The 24222-nt window shown below is 64.5% G+C and carries 22 protein-coding genes and 5 tRNA genes; 10 read left to right on the top strand and 17 right to left on the bottom strand.

Annotated elements, in window-relative coordinates; genetic code table 11:
- Positions 1-42: 42 nt before the first annotated feature.
- Positions 43-1980, top strand: a complete 1938-nt coding sequence (locus KFO72_RS10495) for an ATP-binding cassette domain-containing protein (RefSeq protein WP_224100956.1) — start codon at positions 43-45, stop codon at positions 1978-1980.
- Positions 1981-2037: 57 nt separating this feature from the next.
- Positions 2038-3165, top strand: a complete 1128-nt coding sequence (locus tag KFO72_RS10490; RefSeq protein WP_098021538.1) for a CaiB/BaiF CoA transferase family protein — start codon at positions 2038-2040, stop codon at positions 3163-3165.
- Here the strand turns inward: KFO72_RS10490 and KFO72_RS10485 are convergent.
- From KFO72_RS10485 to alr, 3 genes are all read right to left on the bottom strand, one after another.
- A complete protein-coding gene (locus KFO72_RS10485) occupies positions 3162-3425 on the bottom strand; it encodes a DUF2866 domain-containing protein (RefSeq protein ID WP_035991350.1) in 264 nt (87 codons plus the stop codon). The genes KFO72_RS10490 and KFO72_RS10485 overlap by 4 nt on opposite strands.
- A 139-nt stretch (positions 3426-3564) precedes the next feature.
- The gene (gene radA, locus KFO72_RS10480) at positions 3565-4941 is read right to left on the bottom strand and encodes a DNA repair protein RadA (RefSeq protein WP_035990795.1); all 1377 of its coding nucleotides are present in this window, start codon (positions 4939-4941) and stop codon (positions 3565-3567) included.
- 45 nt (positions 4942-4986) lie between these two features.
- Positions 4987-6057 carry an alanine racemase gene (alr, locus tag KFO72_RS10475; protein ID WP_054934454.1) on the bottom strand — a complete coding sequence of 357 codons (1071 nt, stop codon included), beginning with the start codon at positions 6055-6057 and terminating at the stop codon, positions 4987-4989.
- Positions 6058-6276: 219 nt separating this feature from the next.
- On the opposite strand from alr, the gene lplT reads away from it, so the two are divergent.
- Positions 6277-7584, top strand: coding sequence for a lysophospholipid transporter LplT (gene lplT / locus KFO72_RS10470; protein WP_054934453.1), 1308 nt, complete (start codon positions 6277-6279; stop codon positions 7582-7584).
- A 96-nt stretch (positions 7585-7680) separates the two neighbouring features.
- A complete protein-coding gene (gene thiD / locus KFO72_RS10465) occupies positions 7681-8487 on the top strand; it encodes a bifunctional hydroxymethylpyrimidine kinase/phosphomethylpyrimidine kinase (protein ID WP_054934452.1) in 807 nt (268 codons plus the stop codon).
- Positions 8488-8509: 22 nt separating this feature from the next.
- On the opposite strand, the gene KFO72_RS10460 is transcribed toward thiD, so the two are convergent.
- From KFO72_RS10460 to tsaB, 4 genes are read right to left on the bottom strand one after another with little or no spacing between them, the layout of a single operon-like run.
- Positions 8510-9490: a DUF1853 family protein gene (locus KFO72_RS10460; RefSeq protein WP_225031995.1), complete on the bottom strand. Its 981-nt coding sequence runs from the start codon at positions 9488-9490 to the stop codon at positions 8510-8512.
- A complete protein-coding gene (locus KFO72_RS10455) occupies positions 9487-10512 on the bottom strand; it encodes a uracil-DNA glycosylase (protein ID WP_225031994.1) in 1026 nt (341 codons plus the stop codon). The genes KFO72_RS10460 and KFO72_RS10455 overlap by 4 nt, the downstream gene beginning before the upstream one ends.
- Positions 10499-10993 (bottom strand): ribosomal protein S18-alanine N-acetyltransferase, encoded by a 495-nt coding sequence (gene rimI, locus KFO72_RS10450; protein WP_054934449.1) that lies wholly within the window; start codon positions 10991-10993, stop codon positions 10499-10501. The genes KFO72_RS10455 and rimI overlap by 14 nt, the downstream gene beginning before the upstream one ends.
- Positions 10990-11862, bottom strand: a complete 873-nt coding sequence (tsaB, locus tag KFO72_RS10445; RefSeq protein ID WP_225031993.1) for a tRNA (adenosine(37)-N6)-threonylcarbamoyltransferase complex dimerization subunit type 1 TsaB — start codon at positions 11860-11862, stop codon at positions 10990-10992. The genes rimI and tsaB overlap by 4 nt, the downstream gene beginning before the upstream one ends.
- Before the next feature lie 157 nt (positions 11863-12019).
- On the opposite strand from tsaB, the gene KFO72_RS10440 reads away from it, so the two are divergent.
- The 3 genes from KFO72_RS10440 (at position 12020) to aceA (ending at position 16092) form a co-directional block, all read left to right on the top strand.
- On the top strand, positions 12020-12289 hold the full coding sequence (locus tag KFO72_RS10440; protein ID WP_054934464.1) for an acyl-CoA-binding protein: 270 nt from the start codon (positions 12020-12022) through the stop codon (positions 12287-12289).
- Positions 12290-12710: 421 nt separating this feature from the next.
- A complete protein-coding gene (locus KFO72_RS10435) occupies positions 12711-14390 on the top strand; it encodes a DEAD/DEAH box helicase (protein WP_060601313.1) in 1680 nt (559 codons plus the stop codon).
- A gap of 394 nt (positions 14391-14784) precedes the next feature.
- Positions 14785-16092 (top strand): isocitrate lyase, encoded by a 1308-nt coding sequence (aceA, locus tag KFO72_RS10430; RefSeq protein WP_054934446.1) that lies wholly within the window; start codon positions 14785-14787, stop codon positions 16090-16092.
- Positions 16093-16406: 314 nt separating this feature from the next.
- Here the strand turns inward: aceA and KFO72_RS10425 are convergent, their stop codons facing one another.
- Positions 16407-16841: a universal stress protein gene (locus KFO72_RS10425; RefSeq protein ID WP_007580518.1), complete on the bottom strand. Its 435-nt coding sequence runs from the start codon at positions 16839-16841 to the stop codon at positions 16407-16409.
- Between the two features lie 252 nt (positions 16842-17093).
- The gene (locus tag KFO72_RS10420; protein ID WP_060601318.1) at positions 17094-17996 is read right to left on the bottom strand and encodes a LysR family transcriptional regulator; all 903 of its coding nucleotides are present in this window, start codon (positions 17994-17996) and stop codon (positions 17094-17096) included.
- Positions 17997-18147: 151 nt separating this feature from the next.
- On the opposite strand from KFO72_RS10420, the gene KFO72_RS10415 reads away from it, so the two are divergent.
- Positions 18148-18936 carry a haloacid dehalogenase type II gene (locus KFO72_RS10415; protein ID WP_060602716.1) on the top strand — a complete coding sequence of 263 codons (789 nt, stop codon included), beginning with the start codon at positions 18148-18150 and terminating at the stop codon, positions 18934-18936.
- Between the two features lie 73 nt (positions 18937-19009).
- On the top strand, positions 19010-20602 hold the full coding sequence (gene aceB, locus KFO72_RS10410; protein ID WP_107200926.1) for a malate synthase A: 1593 nt from the start codon (positions 19010-19012) through the stop codon (positions 20600-20602).
- Between the two features lie 105 nt (positions 20603-20707).
- On the opposite strand, the gene KFO72_RS10405 is transcribed toward aceB, so the two are convergent.
- Both KFO72_RS10405 and rraA read right to left on the bottom strand, forming a co-directional pair.
- Entirely contained in the window at positions 20708-21115 is a 408-nt protein-coding gene (locus KFO72_RS10405) for a gamma-glutamylcyclotransferase (RefSeq protein WP_062915244.1), read from the bottom strand.
- 48 nt (positions 21116-21163) lie between these two features.
- Positions 21164-21658: a ribonuclease E activity regulator RraA gene (gene rraA, locus KFO72_RS10400; protein ID WP_054934440.1), complete on the bottom strand. Its 495-nt coding sequence runs from the start codon at positions 21656-21658 to the stop codon at positions 21164-21166.
- A 217-nt stretch (positions 21659-21875) separates the two neighbouring features.
- Here rraA and KFO72_RS10395 point away from each other — a divergent pair, with 217 nt between their 5' ends.
- On the top strand, positions 21876-22715 hold the full coding sequence (locus KFO72_RS10395) for an AraC family transcriptional regulator (RefSeq protein WP_225032004.1): 840 nt from the start codon (positions 21876-21878) through the stop codon (positions 22713-22715).
- Positions 22716-22770: 55 nt separating this feature from the next.
- On the opposite strand, the gene KFO72_RS10390 is transcribed toward KFO72_RS10395, so the two are convergent.
- From KFO72_RS10390 to KFO72_RS10365, 6 genes are all read right to left on the bottom strand, one after another.
- Positions 22771-23235, bottom strand: coding sequence for a GNAT family N-acetyltransferase (locus tag KFO72_RS10390; RefSeq protein WP_035990767.1), 465 nt, complete (start codon positions 23233-23235; stop codon positions 22771-22773).
- Between the two features lie 181 nt (positions 23236-23416).
- Positions 23417-23493, bottom strand: a tRNA-Asp gene (locus KFO72_RS10385).
- 77 nt (positions 23494-23570) lie between these two features.
- Positions 23571-23646 (bottom strand) — tRNA-Glu (locus KFO72_RS10380).
- A gap of 66 nt (positions 23647-23712) precedes the next feature.
- A tRNA-Asp gene (locus KFO72_RS10375) sits at positions 23713-23789 on the bottom strand.
- 77 nt (positions 23790-23866) lie between these two features.
- Positions 23867-23942, bottom strand: a tRNA-Glu gene (locus KFO72_RS10370).
- A gap of 142 nt (positions 23943-24084) precedes the next feature.
- A tRNA-Ala gene (locus KFO72_RS10365) sits at positions 24085-24160 on the bottom strand.
- Between the last annotated feature and the right edge of the window lie 62 nt (positions 24161-24222).

Raw genomic sequence — 24222 nt, 5'->3', positions numbered from 1 at the left:
CGCGCAGTCTAAAATAGCGTTTTTCTTCGAGCCGGCCCTGCTGTGATCCGCTTTAACCAGTTCAGTCTCGCGCGCGGCACCAAGCCGCTCTTCGAACAAACCACGTTCGCGCTCAACCCCGGCGAGAAGGCCGGTCTCGTGGGTGCAAACGGCGCGGGCAAATCCACTTTGTTCTCCGTCCTGCTCGGCGAACTGCACGCGGACGGCGGCGATGTCTCGATCCCGCCGTCGTGGCAGATCGCGCACGTCGCGCAGGAAACACCCGCCGCCGACAAGACCGCGCTCGACTACACGCTCGACGGCGACGCGGCCTTGCGCGCGATCGAATCGCGCATCGCCACGGCCTCCGCCGCCCATGACGGCGCAGCCGAAGCCGAAGCGCACGCCGCGTTCGCCGATGCAGACGGCTATACGGCGCCCGCGCGTGCCGAGGCATTGCTGCTCGGCCTCGGCTTCACGCTCGAACAGACACGCGCGAGCGTAGGCAGTTTCTCGGGCGGCTGGCGCATGCGCCTGAACCTCGCGCAGGCGCTGATGTGCCGTTCGGACCTGCTGCTGCTCGACGAGCCGACCAACCACCTGGACCTCGATGCGATCGTCTGGCTCGAAGACTGGCTGCACCGCTATCCGGGCACGCTGATCGTGATCTCACACGACCGCGAATTTCTCGACTCGGTCTGCAATGTTACGCTGCATCTGGAGAACCAGCAGATCAAGCGGTACGGCGGCAACTACTCGCAGTTCGAAGTGCTGCGCGCGCAGCAACTCGCGCTGCAGCAGAACGCTTACGAAAAGCAGCGCAAGACCATCGAGCATCTGCAGAGCTTCGTCGACCGCTTCAAGGCAAAGGCGACCAAGGCGCGCCAGGCGCAAAGCCGGATGAAAGCACTCGAAAAGATGGAGCTGATCGCGCCCGCGCATATCGCGTCGCCGTTCACGTTCGAGTTCCGCACGCCCGTCTCCGCGCCTAATCCGATGATGGTGATGGAAGAGGTGCGCTGCGGTTATCACGCGGAGGACGGCGGCGAGATTCCCATTGTCGAGCGTGTCGCGCTGTCCATCCAGAACGGGCAGCGCATCGGCCTGCTCGGCGCGAACGGCCAGGGCAAGTCGACACTCATCAAGACGCTCGCGGGCACGCTGGCGCCGCTCGGCGGCCATGTGCGCGAGGGCAAGGGTCTGCAGATCGGCTACTTCGCGCAGCATCAGCTGGAAACACTGCGGCCCGACGATTCCCCCTTGCAGCATCTGGCGCGGCTCGCGCCCGACACGCGCGAACAGGAACTGCGCGACTTCCTCGGCAGCTTCAACTTCTCCGGCGACATGGCGACGGCCGCCATCGCGCCCTTCTCCGGCGGCGAAAAAGCGCGTCTGGCGCTGGCGCTGATCATCTGGCAGAAACCGAACCTGTTGCTGCTCGACGAACCGACCAACCACCTCGACCTCGAAACGCGCCATGCACTCACCATGGCGCTCGCGCAGTTCGAAGGCACGCTGATTCTCGTGTCGCACGACCGGCATCTGCTGCGCGCCACCACGGACCAGTTTATGCTCGTCGCGAAGCACAAGCTGCAGCCGTTCGACGGCGATCTCGACGACTATCGCGACTGGCTGCTGCAACACGCCGCAGAGCAACGCGCGGCGCTCAAGGCGGAAGCATCGAACGGCGATGTGAACGGCGCGGATGCGTCGGTGAATCGCAAGGAACAGCGCCGTCTCGAAGCGGAAACGCGCCAGAAGCTCGCGCATCTGAAGAAGCCGTTGCAGACCCGCATCGCGAAGATCGAAAAGGAAATGGATGCGCTGAACGCGGAAAAAGCGACGCTCGATACCTTCGTCGCCGATCCCGCCAGCTACGCCGCCGAGCAAAAAACCAGGCTGACGGAGGCCATACGCCGTCAGGCAGATGTCAGCGCACGCCTCGAAACGCTCGAAGCCGACTGGCTCGAAGCGCACGAGGAACTCGAACAAATCGGCTAACGGCCCCTTCGCCGCCGCGAAGGCACAGACAGGGAATCGAGGCCGCGCCAGCAATCGATGGAGGGCTGGGCATTGTCGTCTACTGCCGCATTGAAGGGCTTGCGCGTGCTCGATCTGACACGCCTGTTGCCCGGTCCCGTCGCGACGCTCCGGCTCGCGGAAATGGGCGCCGACGTGTTGAAGATCGAAGCGCCCGGCGCCGGCGACGCCACGCGCACGATGATGCAAAGCAGCGCCGACCGCGTGGCGGGACGGCCCGGTGCGTTCTACCGGCTGGTGAATCGCGGCAAGCGCGAGACGCGGCTCGATCTGAAGTCTGAAGGCGGGCGCACCGTGCTGATGGCGCTCGCGCGCGAAGCGGACGTGCTGATCGAGAGCTTCCGGCCTGGCGTGATGGAGCGGCTGGGCCTGGGCTATGACGTGTTGCGCGTGATCAACCCTAAGCTCGTCTATTGCGCGATTTCGGGCTACGGCGCAGACGGGCCTTTCGCGCAACTGGCCGGGCACGATCTGAACTACATCGGCTATGCGGGCGTGCTCGACCAGTTGGCTTCGCGCGACGGCGCGCCGATCGTCCCCAACTTCCAGATCGCCGATCTGCTCGGCGGCGCGCTGTCGGCAGTCAACCAGATTCTTGCCGCGCTATGGGCCGTGGCGCGCGGCGGCGATGGACGGTTCGTCGATGTGTCGATGGCGCATTGCACGTACGCGAACAACGTCGTCGCGCAAGTCGCGCTCGCCAATGACGGCACGGCGCCCGTCGCGGGCAGCAGCCTGTTGAACGGCGGCGTGCCCTGCTACAACCTGTATCGCACGCTCGACGGGCGTTGGCTCGCCGTCGGCGCGCTCGAACTTAAATTCTGGGAAACGCTGTGCATGGCGCTCGACCGCCCCGACTGGGCGACGCGCCACTGGAGCCTCGGCCAGGCGATCGCCGGACCGGACGCGGTGCAGTTGATCAAGGACCTGGCCGACGTGATTGCCGCGCGGACGCTCGACGAATGGGCCGCGCTGCTGGTGCCGCTGGATTGCTGCGTATCGCCCGTGCTGACGCCGGCGGAAGCCGCCCACCATCCGCTCTTCAATGCGGCCGCGCGCGAGGCGCTGATGCAGCGGCAGGCGAGCGACGCAGAGTCCGACGAGGCGCCCGACGGACTCAGCGAAAGCCGCGCGGGGAAACCTTAGCGCCGCGGCAAGGTCTGCCGTGGCTCCCGCTCGTCGTCGATCAACCGGTGCTTGCGGCCTTCAACGTGGTGCCGGATCGTGGCCCGCACCTCGTCGGGCGTCACATCTTCCGCGACCACGCGTCGCGAAATCTGCCCCGTCGTGTCGATCCATTCGACGATCCGGCAGCCGCCGCCCCAAAGCCCTTGAATGGGCGCGGATACGCGACAGCCGCGCAGGTTCGAGAGAAACTCGCCCGAGGATTCATGAGACTGTTTCAAGACGCTTCCTTTTTCCGCTCGTGACATTCCACTTCACGAGGATAGGGAAAACGAAAGTCGCCTGGGTTACAGCCGCAGTTGAGAAATTTACAGCGGATTACGACAGAAAGCCGACGCAATCCGCCAACGTCTGGGCCGGCTATTCGAGCGTTCGGATACGGTCGATTGCCTGCTCAATACGCTCGACGGCGATCACCTGCAATCCGTCGATGGCTTGCTTCGGAGCATTCGCCTTCGGAATCAGCGCAATCGAAAAACCGAGTTTCGCGGCTTCCTTCAGACGTTCCTGACCGCGCGGCGATGGCCGGATTTCGCCCGCCAATCCGACTTCTCCGAACACGATCAGCCCCTTCGGCAGCGGCTTGTTGCGCATCGACGAATGAATCGCGAGCAGCACGGCGAGGTCGGCGGCCGGCTCGGTGATCTTCACGCCGCCCACCGCGTTCAGGAACACATCCTGATCGAAACAGGCGATGCCCGCGTGCTTGTGCAGCACGGCGAGCAGCATCGCGAGACGGTTCTGTTCGAGGCCGACGGCAAGCCGGCGCGGATTCGGCACGTTCGCCGCATCGACGAGCGCCTGCACTTCGACCAGCAGCGGCCGCGTGCCTTCCTGCGTGACCAGCACGCACGAGCCAGGCACGATCTGCTCGTGCTGCGACAGGAACAGCGCCGACGGATTCGCGACGCCGCGCAGGCCGCGTTCCGTCATCGCGAACACGCCCAGCTCATTGACGGCGCCGAAGCGGTTCTTGAACGCGCGCACCAGCCGGAACGACGAATGCGTGTCGCCTTCGAAATACAGCACGGTATCGACAATATGCTCGAGCACGCGCGGACCAGCCAGCGCGCCCTCTTTCGTCACGTGGCCGACCATGATGATGGCCGTGCCGGACTGCTTGGCGACGCGCGTCAGTTGCGCGGCGCACTCGCGCACCTGCGCGACCGAGCCCGGCGCCGACGTCAGCGCTTCCGAATAGATGGTCTGGATCGAGTCGATCACGGCGACGTCCGGCTTTTCGTCGGCGATGGTCGCCTGGATTTTCTCCAGTTGGATTTCGGCCAGCAGCTTCAGCTCGCTGGCGTGCGAACCCGGTTCGAGCAGCGACAACCGTTGCGCGCGCAACGCAATCTGCGCCGCCGATTCCTCGCCGCTCACATAGAGCGCCCGCCGCTCGCTGGCGATTTCCGCGAGCGACTGCAACAGCAGCGTCGATTTGCCGATCCCCGGATCGCCGCCGATCAGCACGACGCCGCCCGCCACCAGTCCGCCGCCGAGCACGCGATCGAACTCGCCGACGCCCGTCGAAAAGCGCGGCACGTCCGACGCATGGATTTCAGCCAGCCGCTGCACCGGCTGGCTCTTGGCAAGCGCCTGGAAGCGGTGCGCGGAAGGCGACTCCGCGACCGATTCGACGAGCGTGTTCCACGCATGACATGCAGGGCACTGGCCCTGCCACTTCGGCGATTGCCCGCCGCATTCCGTGCAGATGTACAACGTTTTCTGTTTAGCCAACTTGTTTCGTCACGCGTCGTGATGCTTCGTTGTTCTGGATAGGGATCATTCGGCGCGCACGGGCACGCGCGGCGCGACGGCGCACATCAGCTCGTAGCCGATCGTGCCGCATGCCTGCGCGACATCGTCGATGGGCAACTGCGCGCCCCACAGCTCGACGCGCGAGCCGACGGTCGCCTGCGGACAGGGCGTGAGGTCGACGGTAATCATGTCCATCGACACGCGCCCGACGATCCGCGTACGGATGCCGTCGACGATCACGGGCGTGCCTTCCGGCGCGACACGCGGATAGCCGTCCGCGTAGCCGCACGCAACGACGCCGATGCGCATGCCTGCGCGCGCGGTGAAAATCGATCCGTAGCCGATCGTGCTGCCTTCCGCGAGGGTCTGCACAGCGATCAGTTCCGAGCTCAACGTCATGGCCGGCTGCAGGCCCGTGTCCTTGATGTCCGCGCTCAGGCCCGACGGCGACGCGCCGTACAGCATCACGCCCGGGCGCACCCAGTCGAAATGCGCCTCCGGATACCAGAGCGTAGCGGCCGAATTGGACAGGCTGCGCGCGCCCGCGATGCCCTGCGCACCGCGCTCGAACGCTTCCATCTGATGGGAGATGCCGCGCTCGCTGTCGGCGTCCGAGAAATGGGTCATCAACGTGATCTGACCCACGCCCTGGCAGGCCCGCGCACGCTCCCACGCGGCGCGGAACTTCTCGGGCAGATAGCCGAGCCGGTTCATGCCGCTGTTCATTTTCAGCTGGATATTGACGGGTTTGGACAGCCGCGCCATTTCCAGCATGCGCAATTGCTCGTCCGAATGCAGCGCCGTGGTGAGGCTGTAGCGGTCGATCACGTCGATATCCGTCGGCCGGAAAAAGCCCTCGAGCAACAAAATTGGGCCGGCCCAGCCCAATTCACGCAACTTCACGGCTTCTTCGAGGTCGAGCAAACCAAAGCCGTCGGTTGCGCGCAGGCCTGGGAACGCCCGAGCGAGCCCGTGACCGTAGGCGTTGGCCTTGACGACGGCCCAGATCTTGGACTTCGGCGCGTAACGGCGGGCAACGGCGAGGTTATTGGCGAGAGCGGCGGTATGAATCGTGGCTGAGACTGGGCGCGGCATGGGATATTTTCGTAAAGACATTGTCGAATCAGCAGCTTACAGGGCGTTTGTAACGCTCCCGCGGCAACCGCGACAATGCGATCAAGGATTCTGCTAGTCGGGATTCGGCTATTTTCGTGATATAAAGCCGTGCGCACAACCCATTTCGAACGGAATAAGCCCGGACGCACACCTCACGGCCGGGGCGGACAGACCGCAGCGAGGAAAGCATCGCATCAGATGAAAAAAGGTTTTTACACCATTATGGCCGCGCAGTTTTTTTCGTCGCTGGCCGACAATGCGCTTCTGATCGCTGCTATTGCACTGCTGAAAGATCTTCACGCCCCGAACTGGATGACGCCGCTGCTCAAGCTGTTTTTTGTGCTGTCGTACGTCGTGCTCGCGGCTTTTGTCGGCGCCTTCGCGGATTCCCGTCCGAAGGGCCGTGTGATGTTCGTGACCAATACGATCAAGGTGGTCGGTTGCCTCGCGATGCTGATCGGCGCGCATCCGCTGCTGGCGTACGGCATCGTCGGCTTTGGCGCCGCCGCCTACTCGCCCGCCAAGTACGGCATTCTCACCGAACTGCTGCCGCCTGACCGACTCGTCGCCGCCAACGGCTGGATAGAAGGCACGACCGTCGGCTCGATCATTCTCGGCACCGTGCTCGGCGGCGCGCTGATCAGCCCGCATATCGCCTCGCATATCATCAAGCACACGCCCGCCGCGATCCATACGCCGGCGGAAGCCGCGATGCTCATCATCATCGTGATCTACGCTATCGCCGCGCTCTTCAATCTGCGCATTCCCGACACGGGCGCCCGCTATCCGCGCCAGGCACACGGCCCGATCAAGCTCATCACCGACTTCGCCGACTGCTTCGTCGTGCTGTGGCGCGACAAGCTGGGCCAGATCTCGCTCGCCGTCACGACGCTGTTCTGGGGCGCCGGCGCGACGCTGCAATTCATCGTGCTGAAGTGGGCAGAAGTGTCGCTCGGCATGTCGCTGTCGGAAGGCGCGATCCTGCAGGCCGTCGTCGCCGTGGGCGTCGCGGCGGGCGCGATGGTCGCCGCCGCGCGCGTGCCGCTGAAGAAGTCGCTGTCGGTGCTGCCCGTCGGCATCATCATGGGCATCGCGGTGATGCTGATGGCCTTCTATACGAAACATCTGTTTCCGACTCACTGGGGCTTTTACTTCGGCAGGATGCACGTCCCCGGTTATCTGATTTTTGCCTATATCTTCCTGATGATCGTCGGTGCGCTGTCGGGGTTCTTCGTCGTGCCGATGAATGCGCTGCTCCAGCATCGCGGGCACGTGCTGCTGTCGGCGGGTCACTCGATCGCCGTGCAGAACTTCAACGAGAATCTCTCCGTGCTCGTCATGCTGTGCCTGTACGCCGTGCTGGTGTGGCTCGACGTGCCCGTCGCCATCGTGATCGTGCTGTTCGGCACCTTCGTGTGCGTGATGATGTGGCTCGTGATGCGTCGCCATCAGGCGAACCAGCGCGCGTTCGATTCCGTGTCGCTGATCGGCGAAGCGCGGCACTGACGCCGCGCTGACACCCGCCGCTGCCGCACCTTGGCTGCCGCCGCGCATCCGTCTTCTTTCAATGCGTCACGCGCGCTCCGCTTTTCAGGTTCTTCCATGACCCGACCGATTCCCAACGTCCTGACGATCGCCGGTTCCGACTCCGGCGGCGGCGCCGGCATTCAGGCCGATCTCAAGGCTTTCTCGGCGCTCGGCGCGTACGGCGCGAGCGTGATCACCGCGTTGACGGCGCAGAATACGCGCGGCGTGACGGCCATCCACACGCCCGATCCCGGCTTCGTCACCGCGCAACTGGACGCCGTATTCGACGACATCCGCATCGACGCGGTGAAGATCGGCATGCTGGCGAACGCGTCGATCGTGCGCGCCGTCGCCGATGCGCTGCGCCGTCACCAGCCGAAGCACGTGGTGCTCGATACCGTGATGATCTCGAAGAGCAATCACGCGCTGCTCGCGCCCGAAGCCGTCGACGCCGTGCGCAGCGAACTGCTGCCGCTCGCCGATCTGCTGACGCCGAACCTGCCGGAAGCGGCCGCGCTGCTCGGCACATCGAGCGCGGCCGACGAAGCCGCGATGGTCGATCAGGGCGAAGCGCTACGCAAGCTGGGCGCGCGCGCCGTGCTGATGAAAGGCGGCCATCTCGCCGCTGCCGACAGCCCCGACTGGCTGATCCAGGACAGCGGCACGATGCGCCTCGCCGGACCGCGCGTGCCCGTCAAGAATACGCACGGCACGGGCTGCTCGCTGTCGTCGGCGATCGCGGCGCTGATTCCGCAGCGCGACGACCTCGCGAGCGCCGTCGCCGACGCGAAAGTCTGGTTGACGGGCGCGCTCGAGCAGAGCGGCCGGCTCGACGTCGGTCATGGCGTCGGGCCGGTGCATCATTTCTATCGCTGGTGGTGACGCCCTGGCGCTGAGCGCCTGGTCAGCGGCGCGTCGGCTCGCGCGCAAATGCCTGCGCGCGCTCGGGCCAGTCGTCGGGCACGATGAAGCCGCGCGAGCGCTCGGTCCACTGTCCATCGGCACGCTCGACGAACGCCGCGACCATCGTGGGGCCGGTCTGTTGCGCGAGTTGCTGCGCGAGCGCAGCCGCTGACATGAAACCCGGCGCGTGACGCCCATCACGCACGCGCGGTGCGAGCCATTCGAGCCTGGGCAGCAGCATCCACGCATCGGCCTGCGTGCCGGCAAACGACGCCCAGTCGGCGCGCGTCGTCCACCAGCCGCGCGCGTGCGCCGGATCGATTTCGACGGGATCGCGCTCCGCGCGTCCATTCCGATAGAACAGCCAGCCCTTGACGAACATCTGCGGCGCCCACGGCCCCCGATGTCCGAGCGACGCAAACTCTTCGCGCGCACTGAGCGGCAGTTGATGATCGAGCAGATGCGTGAGCTTCAGATCGAAGCGGTCCTGCAGATTCGGGCCCACGTAATCGGCCAGCTCGCCGCGGCCATCGCCCGCGTGCAGATAGCATTTGACAGCCAGTTCCCAATGCAGCCGCCTGCCCGCCTGCGTCTCGACGAGAAAATCGCATTCGCCTAGCGTCACGCCCGCGCGGCGCAGCGCGACGTTCGCCGCAATCAGGTGGGCCGCCGGGCCCTGCTGCAGAAACCATCCGAGCAGGCACTCGGCGTAGCGCCCGAGGCGCGTCACGCGCGCCGCCGCGATATGCCGATGCAACGCGGCGGGGTCGGCATCCTGCGCTTCGAGCCAGTCCAGCGACGCAGCGACTTCATCGGGCGATTCGAACGGCGTCGCGAGCACGCCGGGTGGCCGTTGGGCGCGCAACAGACCGGGACTGAACAGCAACCACGCGATGTCGCGTACGGCGGCATCGGCCAGCGCATCGAGCCGGACCGTTGACGGCGCATCGAGTGAGGCGGCCGGCCCGGCGTCCTCGCTCATTTCGCCGCTTCTCCTTGCGCGGCTGCGTTGCGCCAGGTGTCGCGAGCGAGGCACAAGTCCTGCCAGGACTTCGCCTTGTCGCCGAGGCTGCGCAGCAGATACGCGGGATGATAAGTAACGATGACGGGCACGCCTTCGTATTCGTGAACGCGTCCGCGCAGCGACGAGATGCTCGCCTCCGTCTTCAGCAGACTCTGCGCGGCGAAACGCCCAAGCGCCACGATCAGCTTCGGCTTCACGAGCGCGACCTGGCGTTGCAGATACGGCTCGCAGCGCGCGACCTCGTCCGGTTCCGGATTGCGGTTGCCAGGCGGCCGGCACTTGATCACATTGGCGATGTAGACGTTCGTGCCGCGCGCGAGATCGAGCGATTGCAGCATGTTGTCGAGCAGCTTGCCCGCCTGACCGACGAACGGTTCGCCCTGCTTGTCCTCGTTCTCGCCTGGCGCTTCGCCGATCAGCATCCAGTCGGCTTCGCGATCGCCGACGCCGAACACCGTGTTCGTGCGCCGCTCGCACAGACGGCAGCGTTCGCATGCCGACACGCGAGCTTCGAGCGCGGGCCAGTCGAGCGTATCGATGGCGGGCTGCGCGGGGCTGTCCGCTCTGGCTTCGACCTCGGACGCAGGCGACGGCGGTTCGGCGGGAAGGTCGTCGAACCAGGCGAAGTCGTCGTCGGCCGGCGGCGATGGCGTGTCGGCTGCGGGTGGCGGCGCGCGGCGGGATTGGGGTGCAGGCGCCCCTTGCGCTTCGGCTCGCGCAACGGGTTTGATTGCAGGCTCAACGATGTCACCCGGCATTGCAGTGCCCGATTGCGCTTCGATCGGACCCGTTGCTTCCGCGCGAACCGCCTGGTTGCTACCAGCCGCGTCCCGATCGGCGCGCGCAAGCGGCGCTTGGCTCACCACGGCATCGGCGGAGATTACGGGTGGAGGCTGGTCTGCCGCGCCTTGCGTGATCCCGCGACGCACCCACATCGGCGCCAGGCCGAGTTCTTCCATTGCAGATTCATGCAGCGCCATCTGCGCCCTCCTTTGCGAAACTGAAACGCATGACGATGGCGTCCTCCCGACTGCGATGCCGCGCCGGATAATAGTTCTTGCGACGGCCAATCGACGTGAAGCCAAAGCGCTCGTACAGCTTGATCGCGCGATGGTTCGACGGCCGCACTTCGAGCAGCATGCCCGCGAGCTTCTCGCCGCGCGTGATGCGCACGGCTTCGCGCAGCAGTGCGAGCCCCGCGCCCGCATGCTGCGCCACGGGCGCGACACACAGGTTCAGCAGATGCATTTCATCGACGACGGGCATCAGCACGCAATAGCCGATCAGCGTACCCGTCACGTGCCGCAGGCACATGCCAAAGTAACCGTTGCGTAGCGAGTCTTCGAAGTTGCCCCGGCTCCATGGAAATTCATACGCGAGCTTTTCGACGGCGGCGACCTCATCGAGATCGCCTTCCGTCATTGGCGACATGTAGCGGTCCGCCAGCAACACACCACTCATCGCGTGCCCTCGTCGTGCGCGGTTTGGGCCGACCGGCCCGTTTTATCCGTTTTACCCGGCTGGGACTCGTTGCCCGGCTGACCCGTCAGCGCTGCCGCGGCCCGCACTTGCGCCGCTTTCGCGGCCATGCGCTCTTCCGTGGTCTGCGCGACCTTGTCGCGGATGTATTCCGGCGCGGCCTGGTCGGCGGGTAGCGTGCGGCCCGCGCGGAACGCCCGCAGCGCGGCGAACGCAACCGGCAAGGCGTGCGGCACCGCTTCCCGATCGACGCTGCGCGCCGCCGACGCCGCCGTCAGACGCTCGCCGAACGCAGCTGCGGCATTGCCCGCGAGCGTGAACGGCTGATCCGGCAACGTCAGCGCATCCGGCGCGCCAAGCGACGCGGGATGAACCGTGTGCCATTCGCCCGCGCCGTCGTCCCACGCGTAGTCGGCCCAATAGACCTCGTCCATGCGGGCGTCGAGCGCGGCAAGCACGCGCGTCACCGACGGATCGCGCAGCCGCGCGCTTTCGGCACACGCGAGCAACGTGCCGACGGGCACCACCGGGCAGTCCAGCCCGAACGCGAGGCCCTGCGCGACGCCCGTCGCGGTGCGCAGACCCGTGAACGAGCCGGGACCAGCACCGAACCCGATCGCGTCGCAATCGGCGAGCGCGAGGCCCGCTTCGTCGAACAGTTCGCGGATCGCGGGAAGAAGCCGTGCGCTGGAGACCGCGCCCGTCGCCTCGTGGCGCGTCCACACACGCGGCGCGGACGCAGGCGCGCGCGGACCGGCCGGTGACGCAGCGTCGGCGGATTCGGCGGACAGGAGTGCGACCGAGCAGAATTCGGTCGAAGTATCGAGGGTAAGCAGCACGGTTTTCGTCATGACCGCTATTGTAATGCGGCACCCTGCGTCGCCGGATGCGAACAAAAGCCCATCCGCGCCCGGCGTTTGGAAGGATCGCTCCAGCCCCGCGTGACCGCGCGCCGCGCGTCGCTTGTTATGATCGACGCCCTATCTCGAATAAAGCATGGAGAATCTGATGAGCGACGTGGACGGTCTCTTCGCCAAGGCACAGGAAGACGTGAAGCAACTGCCGGAGCGTCCGGGCAATCTCACGCTGCTGCGCCTGTACGCGCTCTTCAAGCAGGCCACCGACGGCGACGTGCACGGCGACAAGCCCGGCTTTACGGATATCGTCGGCAAGTACAAATACGACGCGTGGGCCGCGCTGCAGGGCACGTCGCAGGAAACCGCGCGCCAGCAATATGTCGAGCTGGTCGAGTCGCTGAAAAACGGCACGGCCGCCTGATACGGCCGGCATTGAAGGCACGGCTGAGCATCTATTCGTCCCACGAATCAGCCATCTTCGTTCAGAAAGTTCTTAATGGTGGCGCGGTGCAGCAAAATTCGGTACAATGCTGACTGCGCTTCACCGCTTATGTCCGGCCTGTTCCGGCGACGCTGCGGAAAAGCGTCTCGTAGCGTTTTGCTCCAATCCAGTTTAGAACCTGTCCCCTCCTGCATGGCCCTACGGGCCGTCAAGTCCAGGCTGGCGGCACGCCAATTCCGGCATGTCGCATTCGATACAGCTTCTAACGAGAAACTCGCCTTCATTGTTGCGAGTTGCCCCCGTTTTTCGATTTGCTCGCTGATTTTTTGCTCGCTGAATCCGACGACTTGGGTATGCCGATTGGCGCCGACGTGTTATTTCCCATGTTTCAAGGATTCTCATGACTTCGAGCAATACCACCAGCCCGCTGAACGCCATCGCCGAACAAGCCCTCGGTCTCGACACGCCGGAAACGGCCGTGCAAGCCGTTGAAGCTGAAGGCCCGACGTTCGCTGAGCTGGGTCTGTCGGCGGATATCGTCTCTGCGCTGACGGCAGCCGGCTACAAGACGCCGACGCCCGTCCAGCAGCGCGCCATCCCCGCCGGCATCGCGGGCCGCGATCTGCTGGTCTCGAGCCCGACGGGTTCGGGCAAGACGGCGGCGTTCATGCTGCCCGCGATCGAGCGTTTCGCACAGCTGCAAAAAGCCCAGGCCAGCCAACCGCGCGAGCCGCGCAGCGACAGCGCCGCGGGTGGCCGTGGCCGCCGTCCGATGCCCGTCGCGCGTCCGGGCCTGCTCGTCCTCACGCCGACTCGCGAACTCGCGATGCAGGTGACGACGGCAGCGTCCACGTACGGCAAGCACCTCAAGCGCCTGCGCACCGTCAGCATTCTGGGCGGCGTCGCCTACGGCCAGCAGCTGATGCTGCTGGCGAAGAACCCCGAAATCCTGGTTGCCACGCCGGGCCGTCTGCTCGACCATCTGGAACGCGGCCGTATCGACCTGTCGCAACTGCAGATGCTGGTGCTCGACGAAGCCGACCGTATGCTCGACATGGGCTTCATCGACGACATCGAGACGATCGTCGCCGCGACGCCCGCGACGCGTCAAACCATGCTGTTCTCGGCCACGCTCGACGGCAAGATCGGTTCGCTGACGGGCCGTCTGCTGAAGGATCCGGAGCGTATCGAGATCGTCCAGCGCATGGAACAGCGCACGAACATCGCGCAAACCGTGCATTACGTCGACGACCGCGATCACAAGGATCGTCTGCTCGACCATCTGCTGCGCGCCGACGGCCTCGACCAGGCCATCGTCTTCACGGCGACCAAGAGCGACGCCGACTCGCTGGCCGGCCGTCTGGCCGATGCCGGTTTCGAATCGGCTGCGCTGCACGGCGACCTGCCGCAAGGCGCGCGTAACCGCACGATCCGCGCGCTGCGCGAGCGCCGCGTGCGCGTGCTGGTGGCTACCGACGTCGCTGCGCGCGGCATCGACATCCCCGGCATCACCCACGTGTTCAACTACGACCTGCCGAAGTTCGCCGAAGACTACGTGCACCGTATCGGCCGTACGGGCCGCGCGGGCCGCTCGGGCATCGCGGTGAGCCTCGTGCATCACGCGGAACAGGGCGCGCTGAAGCGCATCGAGCGTTTCGTGCGTTCGCCGCTGCCCGTCAACGTCGTCGAAGGCTTCGAGCCGCGTAAGTCACCGCCGGCCAACGGTCGCGGCGGTTTCGGCGGCGGCCGTGGCCGTCCGGGCGGCGGAAATGGCGGCCGACGCTTCGGCAGCGGCGGCGGCAAGCCGGGCTACGCTGGTTCGCGTGACGGCAACGGCGGCGGCTATGGCGCCCGTGAAGGCGGTAATGGCGGCGGCTTCGGCGCGCCGCGCGAAGCCGGCAGCGGCGGTGGCCGCAGCTGGGGCAACAAGCCGGCAGGCGGTTCGCGTGAAGGCGGCTTCGGCGGCGGTAACCGCGAAGGCGGCTATCGCGGCGGCAATCGCGAAGGCGGTTTCTCGCGCGACGGCGGCTACGGCGCTCGCCGCAACGACGGCCCGCGCAACACGCGCCGCGGCGACTGATTGTCCGCACGGGCGCCCTCACGGCGCCCGGTACGCACTGGCGAAAATCTGCTGCATCCCGAAAAACCGACGTTCCGGCGTCGGTTTTTTTTCGTCCCCGTCGTTATTTCACGATGCGAAAAATTTTTTTGCGTCGTAAAAAATCGTGTTGCACGGCACAACAAGCGCTGTTGCAACATGGAAAATTTCATTTCTTATTGTGAAATGACTAACGTAACCCGTTGAAAAACATCAAATAAAAAACACCGAAAAAGCTTCGATGGTGTCTGGCCCGCCCAATGTCTTTTGCCTAGACTCTTATATAAGACTTCACGAAACGGAACGCCGCCGGCGGTCTCGCCTCGCGGAGGTCACGAGTCCAGCGAACCCTCTTACAAGGCAAAAGGAGCACACCATGACGCGCAACGAACAGGCAAAGCAGCTTCAACAGCAATGGGAAACGGACAGTCGCTGGAAAGGCATCAAGCGCGGCTTCACGGCGGACGACGTGGTGCGCCTGCGTGGCTCGCTGCAAGCCGAACACACCATTGCCCGCCGCGGTGCTGAAAAGCTGTGGAACGACATGCACGAGCAGCCGTTCGTGAACGCGCTCGGCGCGCTGACGGGCAACCAGGCGATGCAGCAGGTCAAGGCCGGCCTGAAGGCAATCTATCTGTCGGGCTGGCAGGTCGCTGGCGACGCCAACGTGGCAGGCGAAATGTATCCCGACCAGTCGCTGTATCCGGCGAACTCGGTGCCGCTCGTCGTGAAGCGCATCAACAACACGCTCACACGCGCTGACCAGATTCAATGGTCGGAAGGCAAGAATCCCGGCGACGAAGGGTATATCGATTACTTCGCGCCGATCGTCGCGGACGCGGAAGCCGGTTTCGGCGGCGTGCTGAACGCGTTCGAACTGATGAAGGCGATGATCGAAGCGGGCGCGGCCGGTGTGCACTTCGAAGACCAGTTGGCGTCCGTCAAGAAGTGCGGCCACATGGGCGGCAAGGTGCTCGTGCCGACCCGCGAAAATGTCGCGAAGCTGACGGCCGCGCGTCTGGCCGCCGACGTCTGCGGCGTGCCGACCGTGCTGATCGCCCGCACCGACGCGGAAGCCGCCGATCTGATCACGTCGGACGTCGATGACAACGACAAGCCGTTCCTCACGGGCGAACGCACGGTGGAAGGCTTCTTCCGCACCAGGCCGGGCCTCGAGCAAGCCGTGTCGCGCGGTCTCGCCTATGCGCCGTACGCCGACCTGATCTGGTGCGAGACGGGCAAGCCGGATCTCGAATACGCGAAGAAATTCGCCGAAGCGATCCACAAGCAGTTCCCCGGCAAGATGCTGTCGTACAACTGCTCGCCGTCGTTCAACTGGAAGAAGAACCTCGACGACGCGACGATCGCCAAGTTCCAGAAGGAACTCGGCGCGATGGGCTACAAGTTCCAGTTCATCACGCTGGCGGGCTTCCACGCGCTGAACTACTCGATGTTCAACCTCGCCCACGGCTATGCGCGCCAGCAGATGAGCGCGTTCGTCGAACTGCAGCAGGCCGAGTTCGCCGCCGCCGAAAAGGGCTTCACGGCCGTGAAACATCAGCGCGAAGTCGGTACGGGCTACTTCGACGCCGTCACGCAGACGGTTGAGCGCGATGCGTCGACGACGGCCCTGCACGGTTCGACGGAAGACGAACAGTTCTTCGACAACAAGAAGGTCGCCTGAAACGTCTGCCGTCCTTCGACGTCGACGGGTGTCAGCGGCAAGAAGATACGCGCTTCTCACTCGCAGCATCGTAAAAAACGGCCCCGAAGAGGGCCGGTTTCCAATACTTCCAGGGAGGAAGTTCGGGTGGTCTGTCCATGACGCCCGATATGAATGAGACGAATCTGAGAGAACCGAAAGGACGCATTCGTCGGTCAGCCCGATCAAGGCTGCCGACGTCATGAATTCGCGCGCCGGCGATCCGCTGGCGCGCGTTTTTCAGACACACCGGGCGAAGACCCGGCATCCACAAAGACGACGGCCGAGAGCGCCGATCACCGATACACAATCACGGGAATTTTCGTATGTGTGAGCACGCGCTGCGTCTCGCTGCCGATCAGCAGACTCCCGAGCCCCCGCCGCCCATGCGACGCCATGAAGATCACGTCACAGCCGCCCGACTCGGCCGCTTCGATGATGCCCAGATACGGCGACGGATGCACGCTCGTCTGGCTCGTGCATTCGACACCCGCACCGCGCGCGGCCTCCTCGACTTCCTGCAGATGCTGGCGCGCTTCGCGCTCGCTGCGGTCCTGGAAGTCCACGGGCGGCTCGATCACGACTTCGGAAAACGGCGAGTACGGATATTGCGGCAGGCACGCGTACGCAGTCACGCGCGCGCCGACGGCCTGGGCGAGATCGATCGCCCCGTCGATCGCCTTCTTCGACAGGTCCGAACCATCCGTCGGAACGAGGATGTGCTTGAACATGGTGCCCTCCGTCGTCGACTGCAGGTGTGGAATGCGCGCGCATGCGATTCGCGTCTCGCGGCCTGGCAAGCAGGAACGCGAATACCGGTATGCGCGTGCAACCGCCTGCGCCGCAGCGGTCGCGATGCCGCGCGGCGGGCCGTCAAAACGATTGTAGTGCGCCGAAAAGTCGCGCAAGCGGCGCGTGCGGGCATGTCCGCATATCGGAAACCCGCGCGCCATCTGGGCTTCGCAGCACGGCGCGCGCCGCGCTCAGCCCCAATACGCGGGATTGCCGTACGTATGCTTGAGGAAATCGAGAAAAAGACGCACGCGCAGCGGCAGATGCCGCCGTTGCGGGAACACCGCGTGAATGCCGATGGGCGGCGCGGCGAATTCGTCGAGCACGCTGACGAGGCGCCCCGCCGCGATGTCCATGCCGACTTCCCACCACGAGCGCCACGCGAGCCCATAGCCTTCCAGACACCATTCGTGAAGCACCGCGCCGTCCGAGCATTCCATCGTGCCCGACACCTTGATCGTGACGACCTTGTCGCCCTGCTGGAACACCCAGCCGCGCTGCTGGTTCGCGCTTGCGCCGAGCGCGAGACAGTTGTGATGCGCGAGATCGGCGAGCGTCTGCGGCGCCGCGCGGTGCGCAAGGTAAGTCGGCGATGCCACGCATACGCGCTTGTTCTCACCGAGTCTCAACGAGACAAGCGACGAGTCAGGCAATTCGCCGAGCCGTATCGCGCAGTCGAATCCTTCGTTAACGAGATCGACCATGCGATCGGACAGATCGAGAGAAATCGACACGTCGGGATGCGCGACGGTGAACGCGGGCACGAGCGGCGCGACATGCCGCCGCCCAAATCCTGCCGGTGCCGACACGCGCAGATGGCCGCTCGCCTTCACGCCGCCCGCCGACACGCTCGCCTCGGCATTCTGCATGTCGTGAATGATGCGCTGACAGTCTTCGAGAAACGCCGAGCCTTCGTAGGTCAGCGTGATACGGCGCGTGGTGCGCACCAGCAACTTGACGCCCAGCCGCTCCTCGAGCGCGTCGATGCGACGCCCAATGATGGCAGGTGCGACGCCTTCGGACTGGGCCGCCGCCGACAGGCTGCCACGCGCCGCGACGGTCACGAAGGTCTCGATCTGTTTGAATCGGTCCACGGCGGATGATGGCGCGCGTCGATCGCGCACGAATAAGAAGTGGCGTCAGATTAGGTTGATGAAAGTAAAAGATCAAGTGATCTTTAGAGTCTTTTTTAGCACAAGCCGTCACGAATAGAATCGATCCTGACCTCTGATGGAGCGCAAGGCAATGTCGGCCACAACGACACTCTTACCCAAGGCAGTGATTTTCGACGCATACGGCACGCTGTTCGACGTGCATTCCGTCGTCGCTGCCGCGGAGCAGATGTTTCCGGGCCACGGCGATGCGCTTTCGCAGTTGTGGCGGCAAAAACAGATCGAATACACGCAGCTGCGCACCGCCTCCGATCCCGCCGGCGCACGCTACCAGCCGTTCTGGAACATCACGCTCGACGCGCTGCGTTTCTCCGCGCGCAAGCTCGGCCTCGCGCTGAACGCGGCGGGTGAAAAACGCCTGATGGACGAATACGCGTGCCTGTCGGCATTTCCCGACGTGCTGCCCGCGTTGCGCCAGTTGCGCGACGCGCGCACGGCGGGACGCCACGCGCCGATCGGTCTCGCGATCCTGTCGAACGGCAACCCGCAAATGCTCGACATCGCGGTGAAGAGCGCGGGCATGTCGGGACTGTTCGATCACGTGCTGTCGGTCGACGCCGTGCGCGCATTCAAGCCTGCGCCCGCGACCTATGCGCTCGGCACGCAGGCGTTCGGCGTGGCCGCGCGCGAGATCGTATTCGTGTCGTCGAACGGCTGGGACGCGAGCGGTGCGAACTGGTTCGGCTACACCGTGTTCTGGTTGAACCGCCAGGGCGCGCCCGCCGAAGAACTCGGCGTCACGCCGCACGGCACAGGCACGAGCATGAGCGATCTGATGACGTTTATCGAGCACCAGACGCCGCCCGCAAAACCAGCGAAACGGGGGGCAAGCCGCCCCGCGCGCCACAGCCCTGGCACGTGACGGCAGCCAACCCCGTGAAGCAACGCAGTGGCATCACCACGCATTTTTGAAACTGACCGACCAAGGAGAAATCATGGCGAACACGTTGTCGCTCCCGCAGGGCATGAAAATTACCGGTGAGATCAAGCCCGGCTTCGAAGCGATTCTGACGCCGCAAGCGCTCGAGCTCGTTGCCAGCCTGCACCGGACGTTCGAGCCGCGTCGCCAGCAACTGTTGAAGGCGCGCGCCGAGCGGGCCCAGCGTCTCGACGCGGGCGAGCGCCCCGATTTCCTCGCGGAAACGAAGAACATCCGCGAAGCCGACTGGACGATCGCCCCGCTGCCGCAGGACCTGCAATGCCGCCGCGTGGAGATCACGGGTCCCGTCGATCGCAAGATGATCATCAACGCGCTGAACTCGGGCGCGGACTCCTACATGACCGACTTCGAGGATTCGAATGCGCCGAGCTGGGACAACCAGATCACCGGCCATATCAACCTGAAGGAAGCCGTGCGCCGCACCATCGCGCTGGAACAGAACGGCAAGTCGTACCAGCTGAACGACAAAATCGCGACGCTGATCGTTCGGCCGCGCGGCTGGCATCTCGACGAGAAGCATGTGAGCGTCGATGGCCAGCGCGTGTCGGGCGGCATCTTCGACTTCGCGTTGTTCCTGCATCACAACGCGAAGGAGCAACTGTCGCGCGGCACCGGCCCCTACTTCTATCTGCCGAAGCTGGAGAGCCATCTCGAAGCGCGCCTGTGGAACGATATCTTCGTCGCCGCTCAGGAAGCCGTGGGTGTGCCGCGCGGCACGATTCGCGCGACCGTACTGATCGAAACGATCCTCGCTGCGTTCGAAATGGATGAGATCCTGTACGAACTCCGTGAACACAGCTCGGGTCTGAACGCTGGGCGTTGGGACTACATCTTCTCTGCAATCAAGAAGTTCAAGAACGACAAGGACTTCTGCCTGGCTGACCGTTCGCAGATCACGATGACCGTGCCTTTCATGCGCGCGTACGCGTTGCAACTTCTGAAGACGTGCCACCGCCGCAAAGCGCCTGCCATCGGCGGCATGAGCGCGCTGATTCCGATCAAAAGCGATGCGGCCGCGAACGACAAGGCGATGGCAGGCGTGCGCTCGGACAAGGCACGCGACGCGACGGACGGCTACGACGGCGGCTGGGTTGCGCACCCGGGACTCGTGCCCATCGCGATGGAAGAATTCGTGAAGGTGCTCGGCGACAAGCCGAACCAGATCGGCAAGCAACGCGTCGACGTCCAGGTGACGGGCAAGGATCTGCTCGATTTCCGTCCGGAAGCGCCCATCACCGAGGCAGGACTGCGCAACAACATCAACGTCGGCATCCACTACCTCGGCTCGTGGCTCGCGGGCAATGGCTGCGTCCCCATTCACAACCTGATGGAAGACGCGGCGACGGCGGAAATCTCGCGCTCGCAGGTGTGGCAGTGGATCCGCTCGCCGAAGGGTAAGCTCGACGATGGCCGCAAGGTGACGGCCGGACTCGTGCGCGACCTGACGGCGCAGGAACTCGACAAGGTCAAGGCCGCGATTACTGGCGATACGAAGCCGTACGATCGCGCCGCGCAGATCTTCAGCGACATGTCGACGTCGGAGAATTTCACCGAGTTCCTGACGCTGCCGCTTTACGAAGAACTCTGAGCAACACCACTGCTCGATGGTTGACCGACCGGGATGGCCTGGCGGGCGTCATGCCTGCTGGGCCATTCTTTTATAGACTGCGTCCTGCCGATTGCGGCGCGGCCCTTAGCGCCCGTTCGAACGCCGGTGCTCGACCCAATCGCCGCTGCGTATCTCCGGCAGTCCTTTGACAGCGTCCCGCTGCACGGGATAGTAACGGCACGTGACGGGCGTGCCTTCGACGTCGACGGTCACTTCACGCGGCATGAACAGCCCCTCGATGCCCGGATACACCTGCTCGATCTCATCGAGCACGGCGACGAGTTCGTCGTCGATCGCGTAGACGTCGCCGCGCACGTGCACGCCGGCGTCGTCGGGCACCAGGCCCGGGTACGCGCCGAAATCGAACAAACGGCCACGCAAGGTGGCCGGGCCGACCAGCGTCGGCGAAGCGATGTCGTTACGCGCCGCCGCCGCGCCAATGTCATTGATCTCACCGGCACGCAAAGTGCCATATACAAAGACGTTTTGCATCAGTTCACTACCCTCCGTTCAGACACCATCCATTCATGACGCGACGCCTTACATGAGCGGTGCGCTCGCCGCCAGTACCCCGTCGCCGTCCGCATACACCCATTCGCCCGGCCGCACGGCCGAGCCGGGCAAACGCACGGGCACATCGCGCTCTCCGCCGCCGCGCTTCTCGCTGCGCTGCGGATGGGTCGCGAGAGCGACGATGCCGATGTTGCATTCGTTCAGTTCGAGCACGTCGCGCACGCAACCGAACACGACGATGCCTGCCCAGCCATTCTTCTCGGCAAGCTTGCCCAGATTGCCGCCGACCAGCGCGCAACGCAGACTGCCGCCTCCGTCGATCACCAGCACACGGCCTGCGCCCTTTTCTTCGAGCGTGGCGCGCACCAGCGTGTTGTCTTCGAACACCTTGAGCGTGACAGCCTCGCCGCCGAAACATGACGCGCGCCCGAAACGGCTGAAGACGGGATCGAGCACGCGCAACGTGCCGGCGGCTAGCTGATCTTCGTGCGCGTCGCACAAGTCGGCTGTGGCAAAGTTCATGAGCTTCTCCCGTTGACGAAAGGAATCGGGAGCATTATGCCGTGCCATCTTTTCGATGTCGCATCGTCCATTCGGCCAATGTTCGGATGACCTGCACGACCCTACAATGACAAGCGTCATACGGCAGATTCGCTGCCGCCCACTCCGTTACGCCATGACTGAAGCCGCCCCATCCACTACCCGCGCGACGCCGCCCGCCACAAATGCGTCCGCCGAAATGTCGACGCGCGTCGATTTCGCCGACATTCCGCCGGAGTTCGCGCCCACCCCGACGCATCCTATCCGCGTGCGCTCGCGGCCCATGCCGGCTGGCGTGCGCATCGCGCGGCACACCCACGCGTGGGCGCAAGTCGCGTATGCGTCGCGCGGCGTACTGCGGGTGGGCACGTCCGGCACGACGTGGATGGTGCCGCCGTCGCGCGCAATCTGGGTGCCGCCGTACGTGCTGCACGAAGTGACCATCGTCGAAGAGGCCTTTTTGCGCACGCTTTATGTCAACGAGACGGTCGTGCCGCCGGGACTGGACGCGTGCCGGGTCGTCGAAGTCTCGGGGCTGCTGCGCGAGGTCATTGCCTCGCTGGACACGCCCGGCTTGCCACCCGGCCGCGAACGCCTGCTCGGCTCGCTGGCGCTCGACGAAATCACCCGGTCGCAGCCTCTGCCGCTATCCGTGCCCATGCCGACGGAAAAACGTCTGCGTGCGTTGTGCGAGGCGGTGCTGGCCGATCCCGCGAATACGGAGTCACTGGAGCGATGGGCGTCGACGGCGGGTGCGAGCACGCGCACCATCGCGCGGCTTTTTCGTCAGGAACTTGGGGTGAGCTTTTCGCAATGGCGTCAGCAAGCCGTGCTGGCTCGCGCGATCCCCTTGCTCAGTCAGGGGTGGCCGCTGTCGCACGTCGCGCGGGAGCTGGGCTACCAGAGTCAGAGTGCGTTTTCCGCGATGTTCCGGCGCGCGTTCGGCGAAAGTCCACGGGCATTCATGGTGCGAGGCGCGGAGCATAGGCGTGACGAACGGGAGCGGGACGAAGACGACGATCAGGACGAACAGCGTTGATCAAATGGGCTGCCGCGACGAGCGGAAGTACGCAGTCGATGCGCCCGCAACGTCCTCAGACGCGCCGGGCCATGTGCCGGATCGAGCCGAGCTGCGCGAGTCGTGGGCCGGCGAGCCGGTAGCCCATCCGTTGATAGAGTCGCGCCGCAGGGTTGTCGACGAATACGCGCAACTGCAGTTCGGAGAGACCGCGGGCGCGCGCCCAACGGTGCGACGTATTCAGCAGATAGGTGCCCGCGCCGCGCCGCCGATGCCCCTCGGCGATCTGCACGTCGCGGATATGCAGCGAGTCACCCTCTTCCGTGATGCGCAATACGCCGATCCGCTCGCCGTCCGCTTCGAGAATGAAATTTTCCGACTCCCGCCAGCTCGCCAGAAACAGATCGCTGCGCCACACGAGGTGATGCCGGCGGTAGTACCCGCCCATGTTGTTGCGCGTCAGCGCCTCGGCAAACGAGAAGTCGTCCATGCTGGCCTTGCGCAAATGGAAGGGAGATGGATCGTCAGTCGGGTCGAGCATCGTGCAAGGACGAAAGAGTCGGTCCGCTCAACGTTAAGACACGCGGACCTCGCTGGCAATGGCTGTTTGCCCCACGGCGGCGCACCCGGCGACCTGGCTGCCTTTGCAAGCGGTGTCGAATGGTAAGCAAGATAAGCGCAAAACAAAAAGCCCGCTGACAATTCAGCGGGCTTCTTATTTCTGGCGGAGCGGACGGGACTCGAACCCGCGACCCCCGGCGTGACAGGCCGGTATTCTAACCGACTGAACTACCGCTCCAGTCTTGCTACCTGACTTGCGAGCGTCGGTTACTTCTCGCAAGCGCATTACTTGAATCTCAAGCAACGCCAGTATTTTGGCGTCCCCTAGGGGATTCGAACCCCTGTACTCACCGTGAAAGGGTGATGTCCTAGGCCTCTAGACGAAGGGGACAACGTACTTCACATGCTACTGCTTACACCTTTAACGAAAAAGCCCGCTCACCGAACGGGCTTAATCTGGCGGAGTGGACGGGACTCGAACCCGCGACCCCCGGCGTGACAGGCCGGTATTCTAACCGACTGAACTACCACTCCAGTCTTGCTACCTGACTTGCGAGCGTCGGTTACTTCTCGCAAGCGCATTACTTGAATCTCAAGCAACGCCAGTATTTTGGCGTCCCCTAGGGGATTCGAACCCCTGTACTCACCGTGAAAGGGTGATGTCCTAGGCCTCTAGACGAAGGGGACATAATCTTTTCAGATCTGTCTCGTTCTTGCTGCTAACTTCATTCATCAGCAGCGAAGACCGCCATTCTAACAACTTTACTACCGTTTGTGAAGTCTTTTTTCTACAACTTCCGGCTAACCGGAAGACTTCACTCTGCTCTGATGGTGGAGGTAAGCGGGATCGAACCGCTGACCTCTTGCATGCCATGCAAGCGCTCTCCCAGCTGAGCTATACCCCCTTGCAGAACAGAAGCGAGATTGTAGTGAGCAAATTTCGCTTTGTAAATACCTCTTGAGTCGC

It is taken from the genome of Paraburkholderia sp. XV, from assembly GCF_020177535.1.
Classification (GTDB): Bacteria; Pseudomonadota; Gammaproteobacteria; order Burkholderiales; family Burkholderiaceae; genus Paraburkholderia; species Paraburkholderia caribensis.
The sequence above is the reverse complement of the archived record's forward strand: the minus strand, read 5'-3'. Positions and strand labels throughout refer to the sequence as shown.

Excerpts from the sequence above, each read along its gene's own strand:
- KFO72_RS10490 (WP_098021538.1), top strand. The coding sequence starts at position 2,038 with ATGGAGGGCTGGGCATTGTCGTCTACTGCCGCATTGAAGGGCTTGCGC.
- alr (WP_054934454.1), bottom strand. The coding sequence starts at position 6,057 with ATGCCGCGCCCAGTCTCAGCCACGATTCATACCGCCGCTCTCGCCAAT.
- lplT (WP_054934453.1), top strand. The coding sequence starts at position 6,277 with ATGAAAAAAGGTTTTTACACCATTATGGCCGCGCAGTTTTTTTCGTCG.
- thiD (WP_054934452.1), top strand. The coding sequence starts at position 7,681 with ATGACCCGACCGATTCCCAACGTCCTGACGATCGCCGGTTCCGACTCC.
- KFO72_RS10460 (WP_225031995.1), bottom strand. The coding sequence starts at position 9,490 with ATGAGCGAGGACGCCGGGCCGGCCGCCTCACTCGATGCGCCGTCAACG.
- KFO72_RS10455 (WP_225031994.1), bottom strand. The coding sequence starts at position 10,512 with ATGGCGCTGCATGAATCTGCAATGGAAGAACTCGGCCTGGCGCCGATG.
- rimI (WP_054934449.1), bottom strand. The coding sequence starts at position 10,993 with ATGAGTGGTGTGTTGCTGGCGGACCGCTACATGTCGCCAATGACGGAA.
- tsaB (WP_225031993.1), bottom strand. The coding sequence starts at position 11,862 with ATGACGAAAACCGTGCTGCTTACCCTCGATACTTCGACCGAATTCTGC.
- KFO72_RS10440 (WP_054934464.1), top strand. The coding sequence starts at position 12,020 with ATGAGCGACGTGGACGGTCTCTTCGCCAAGGCACAGGAAGACGTGAAG.
- KFO72_RS10435 (WP_060601313.1), top strand. The coding sequence starts at position 12,711 with ATGACTTCGAGCAATACCACCAGCCCGCTGAACGCCATCGCCGAACAA.
- aceA (WP_054934446.1), top strand. The coding sequence starts at position 14,785 with ATGACGCGCAACGAACAGGCAAAGCAGCTTCAACAGCAATGGGAAACG.
- KFO72_RS10425 (WP_007580518.1), bottom strand. The coding sequence starts at position 16,841 with ATGTTCAAGCACATCCTCGTTCCGACGGATGGTTCGGACCTGTCGAAG.
- KFO72_RS10415 (WP_060602716.1), top strand. The coding sequence starts at position 18,148 with ATGTCGGCCACAACGACACTCTTACCCAAGGCAGTGATTTTCGACGCA.
- aceB (WP_107200926.1), top strand. The coding sequence starts at position 19,010 with ATGGCGAACACGTTGTCGCTCCCGCAGGGCATGAAAATTACCGGTGAG.
- KFO72_RS10405 (WP_062915244.1), bottom strand. The coding sequence starts at position 21,115 with ATGCAAAACGTCTTTGTATATGGCACTTTGCGTGCCGGTGAGATCAAT.
- rraA (WP_054934440.1), bottom strand. The coding sequence starts at position 21,658 with ATGAACTTTGCCACAGCCGACTTGTGCGACGCGCACGAAGATCAGCTA.
- KFO72_RS10395 (WP_225032004.1), top strand. The coding sequence starts at position 21,876 with ATGTCGACGCGCGTCGATTTCGCCGACATTCCGCCGGAGTTCGCGCCC.
- KFO72_RS10390 (WP_035990767.1), bottom strand. The coding sequence starts at position 23,235 with ATGCTCGACCCGACTGACGATCCATCTCCCTTCCATTTGCGCAAGGCC.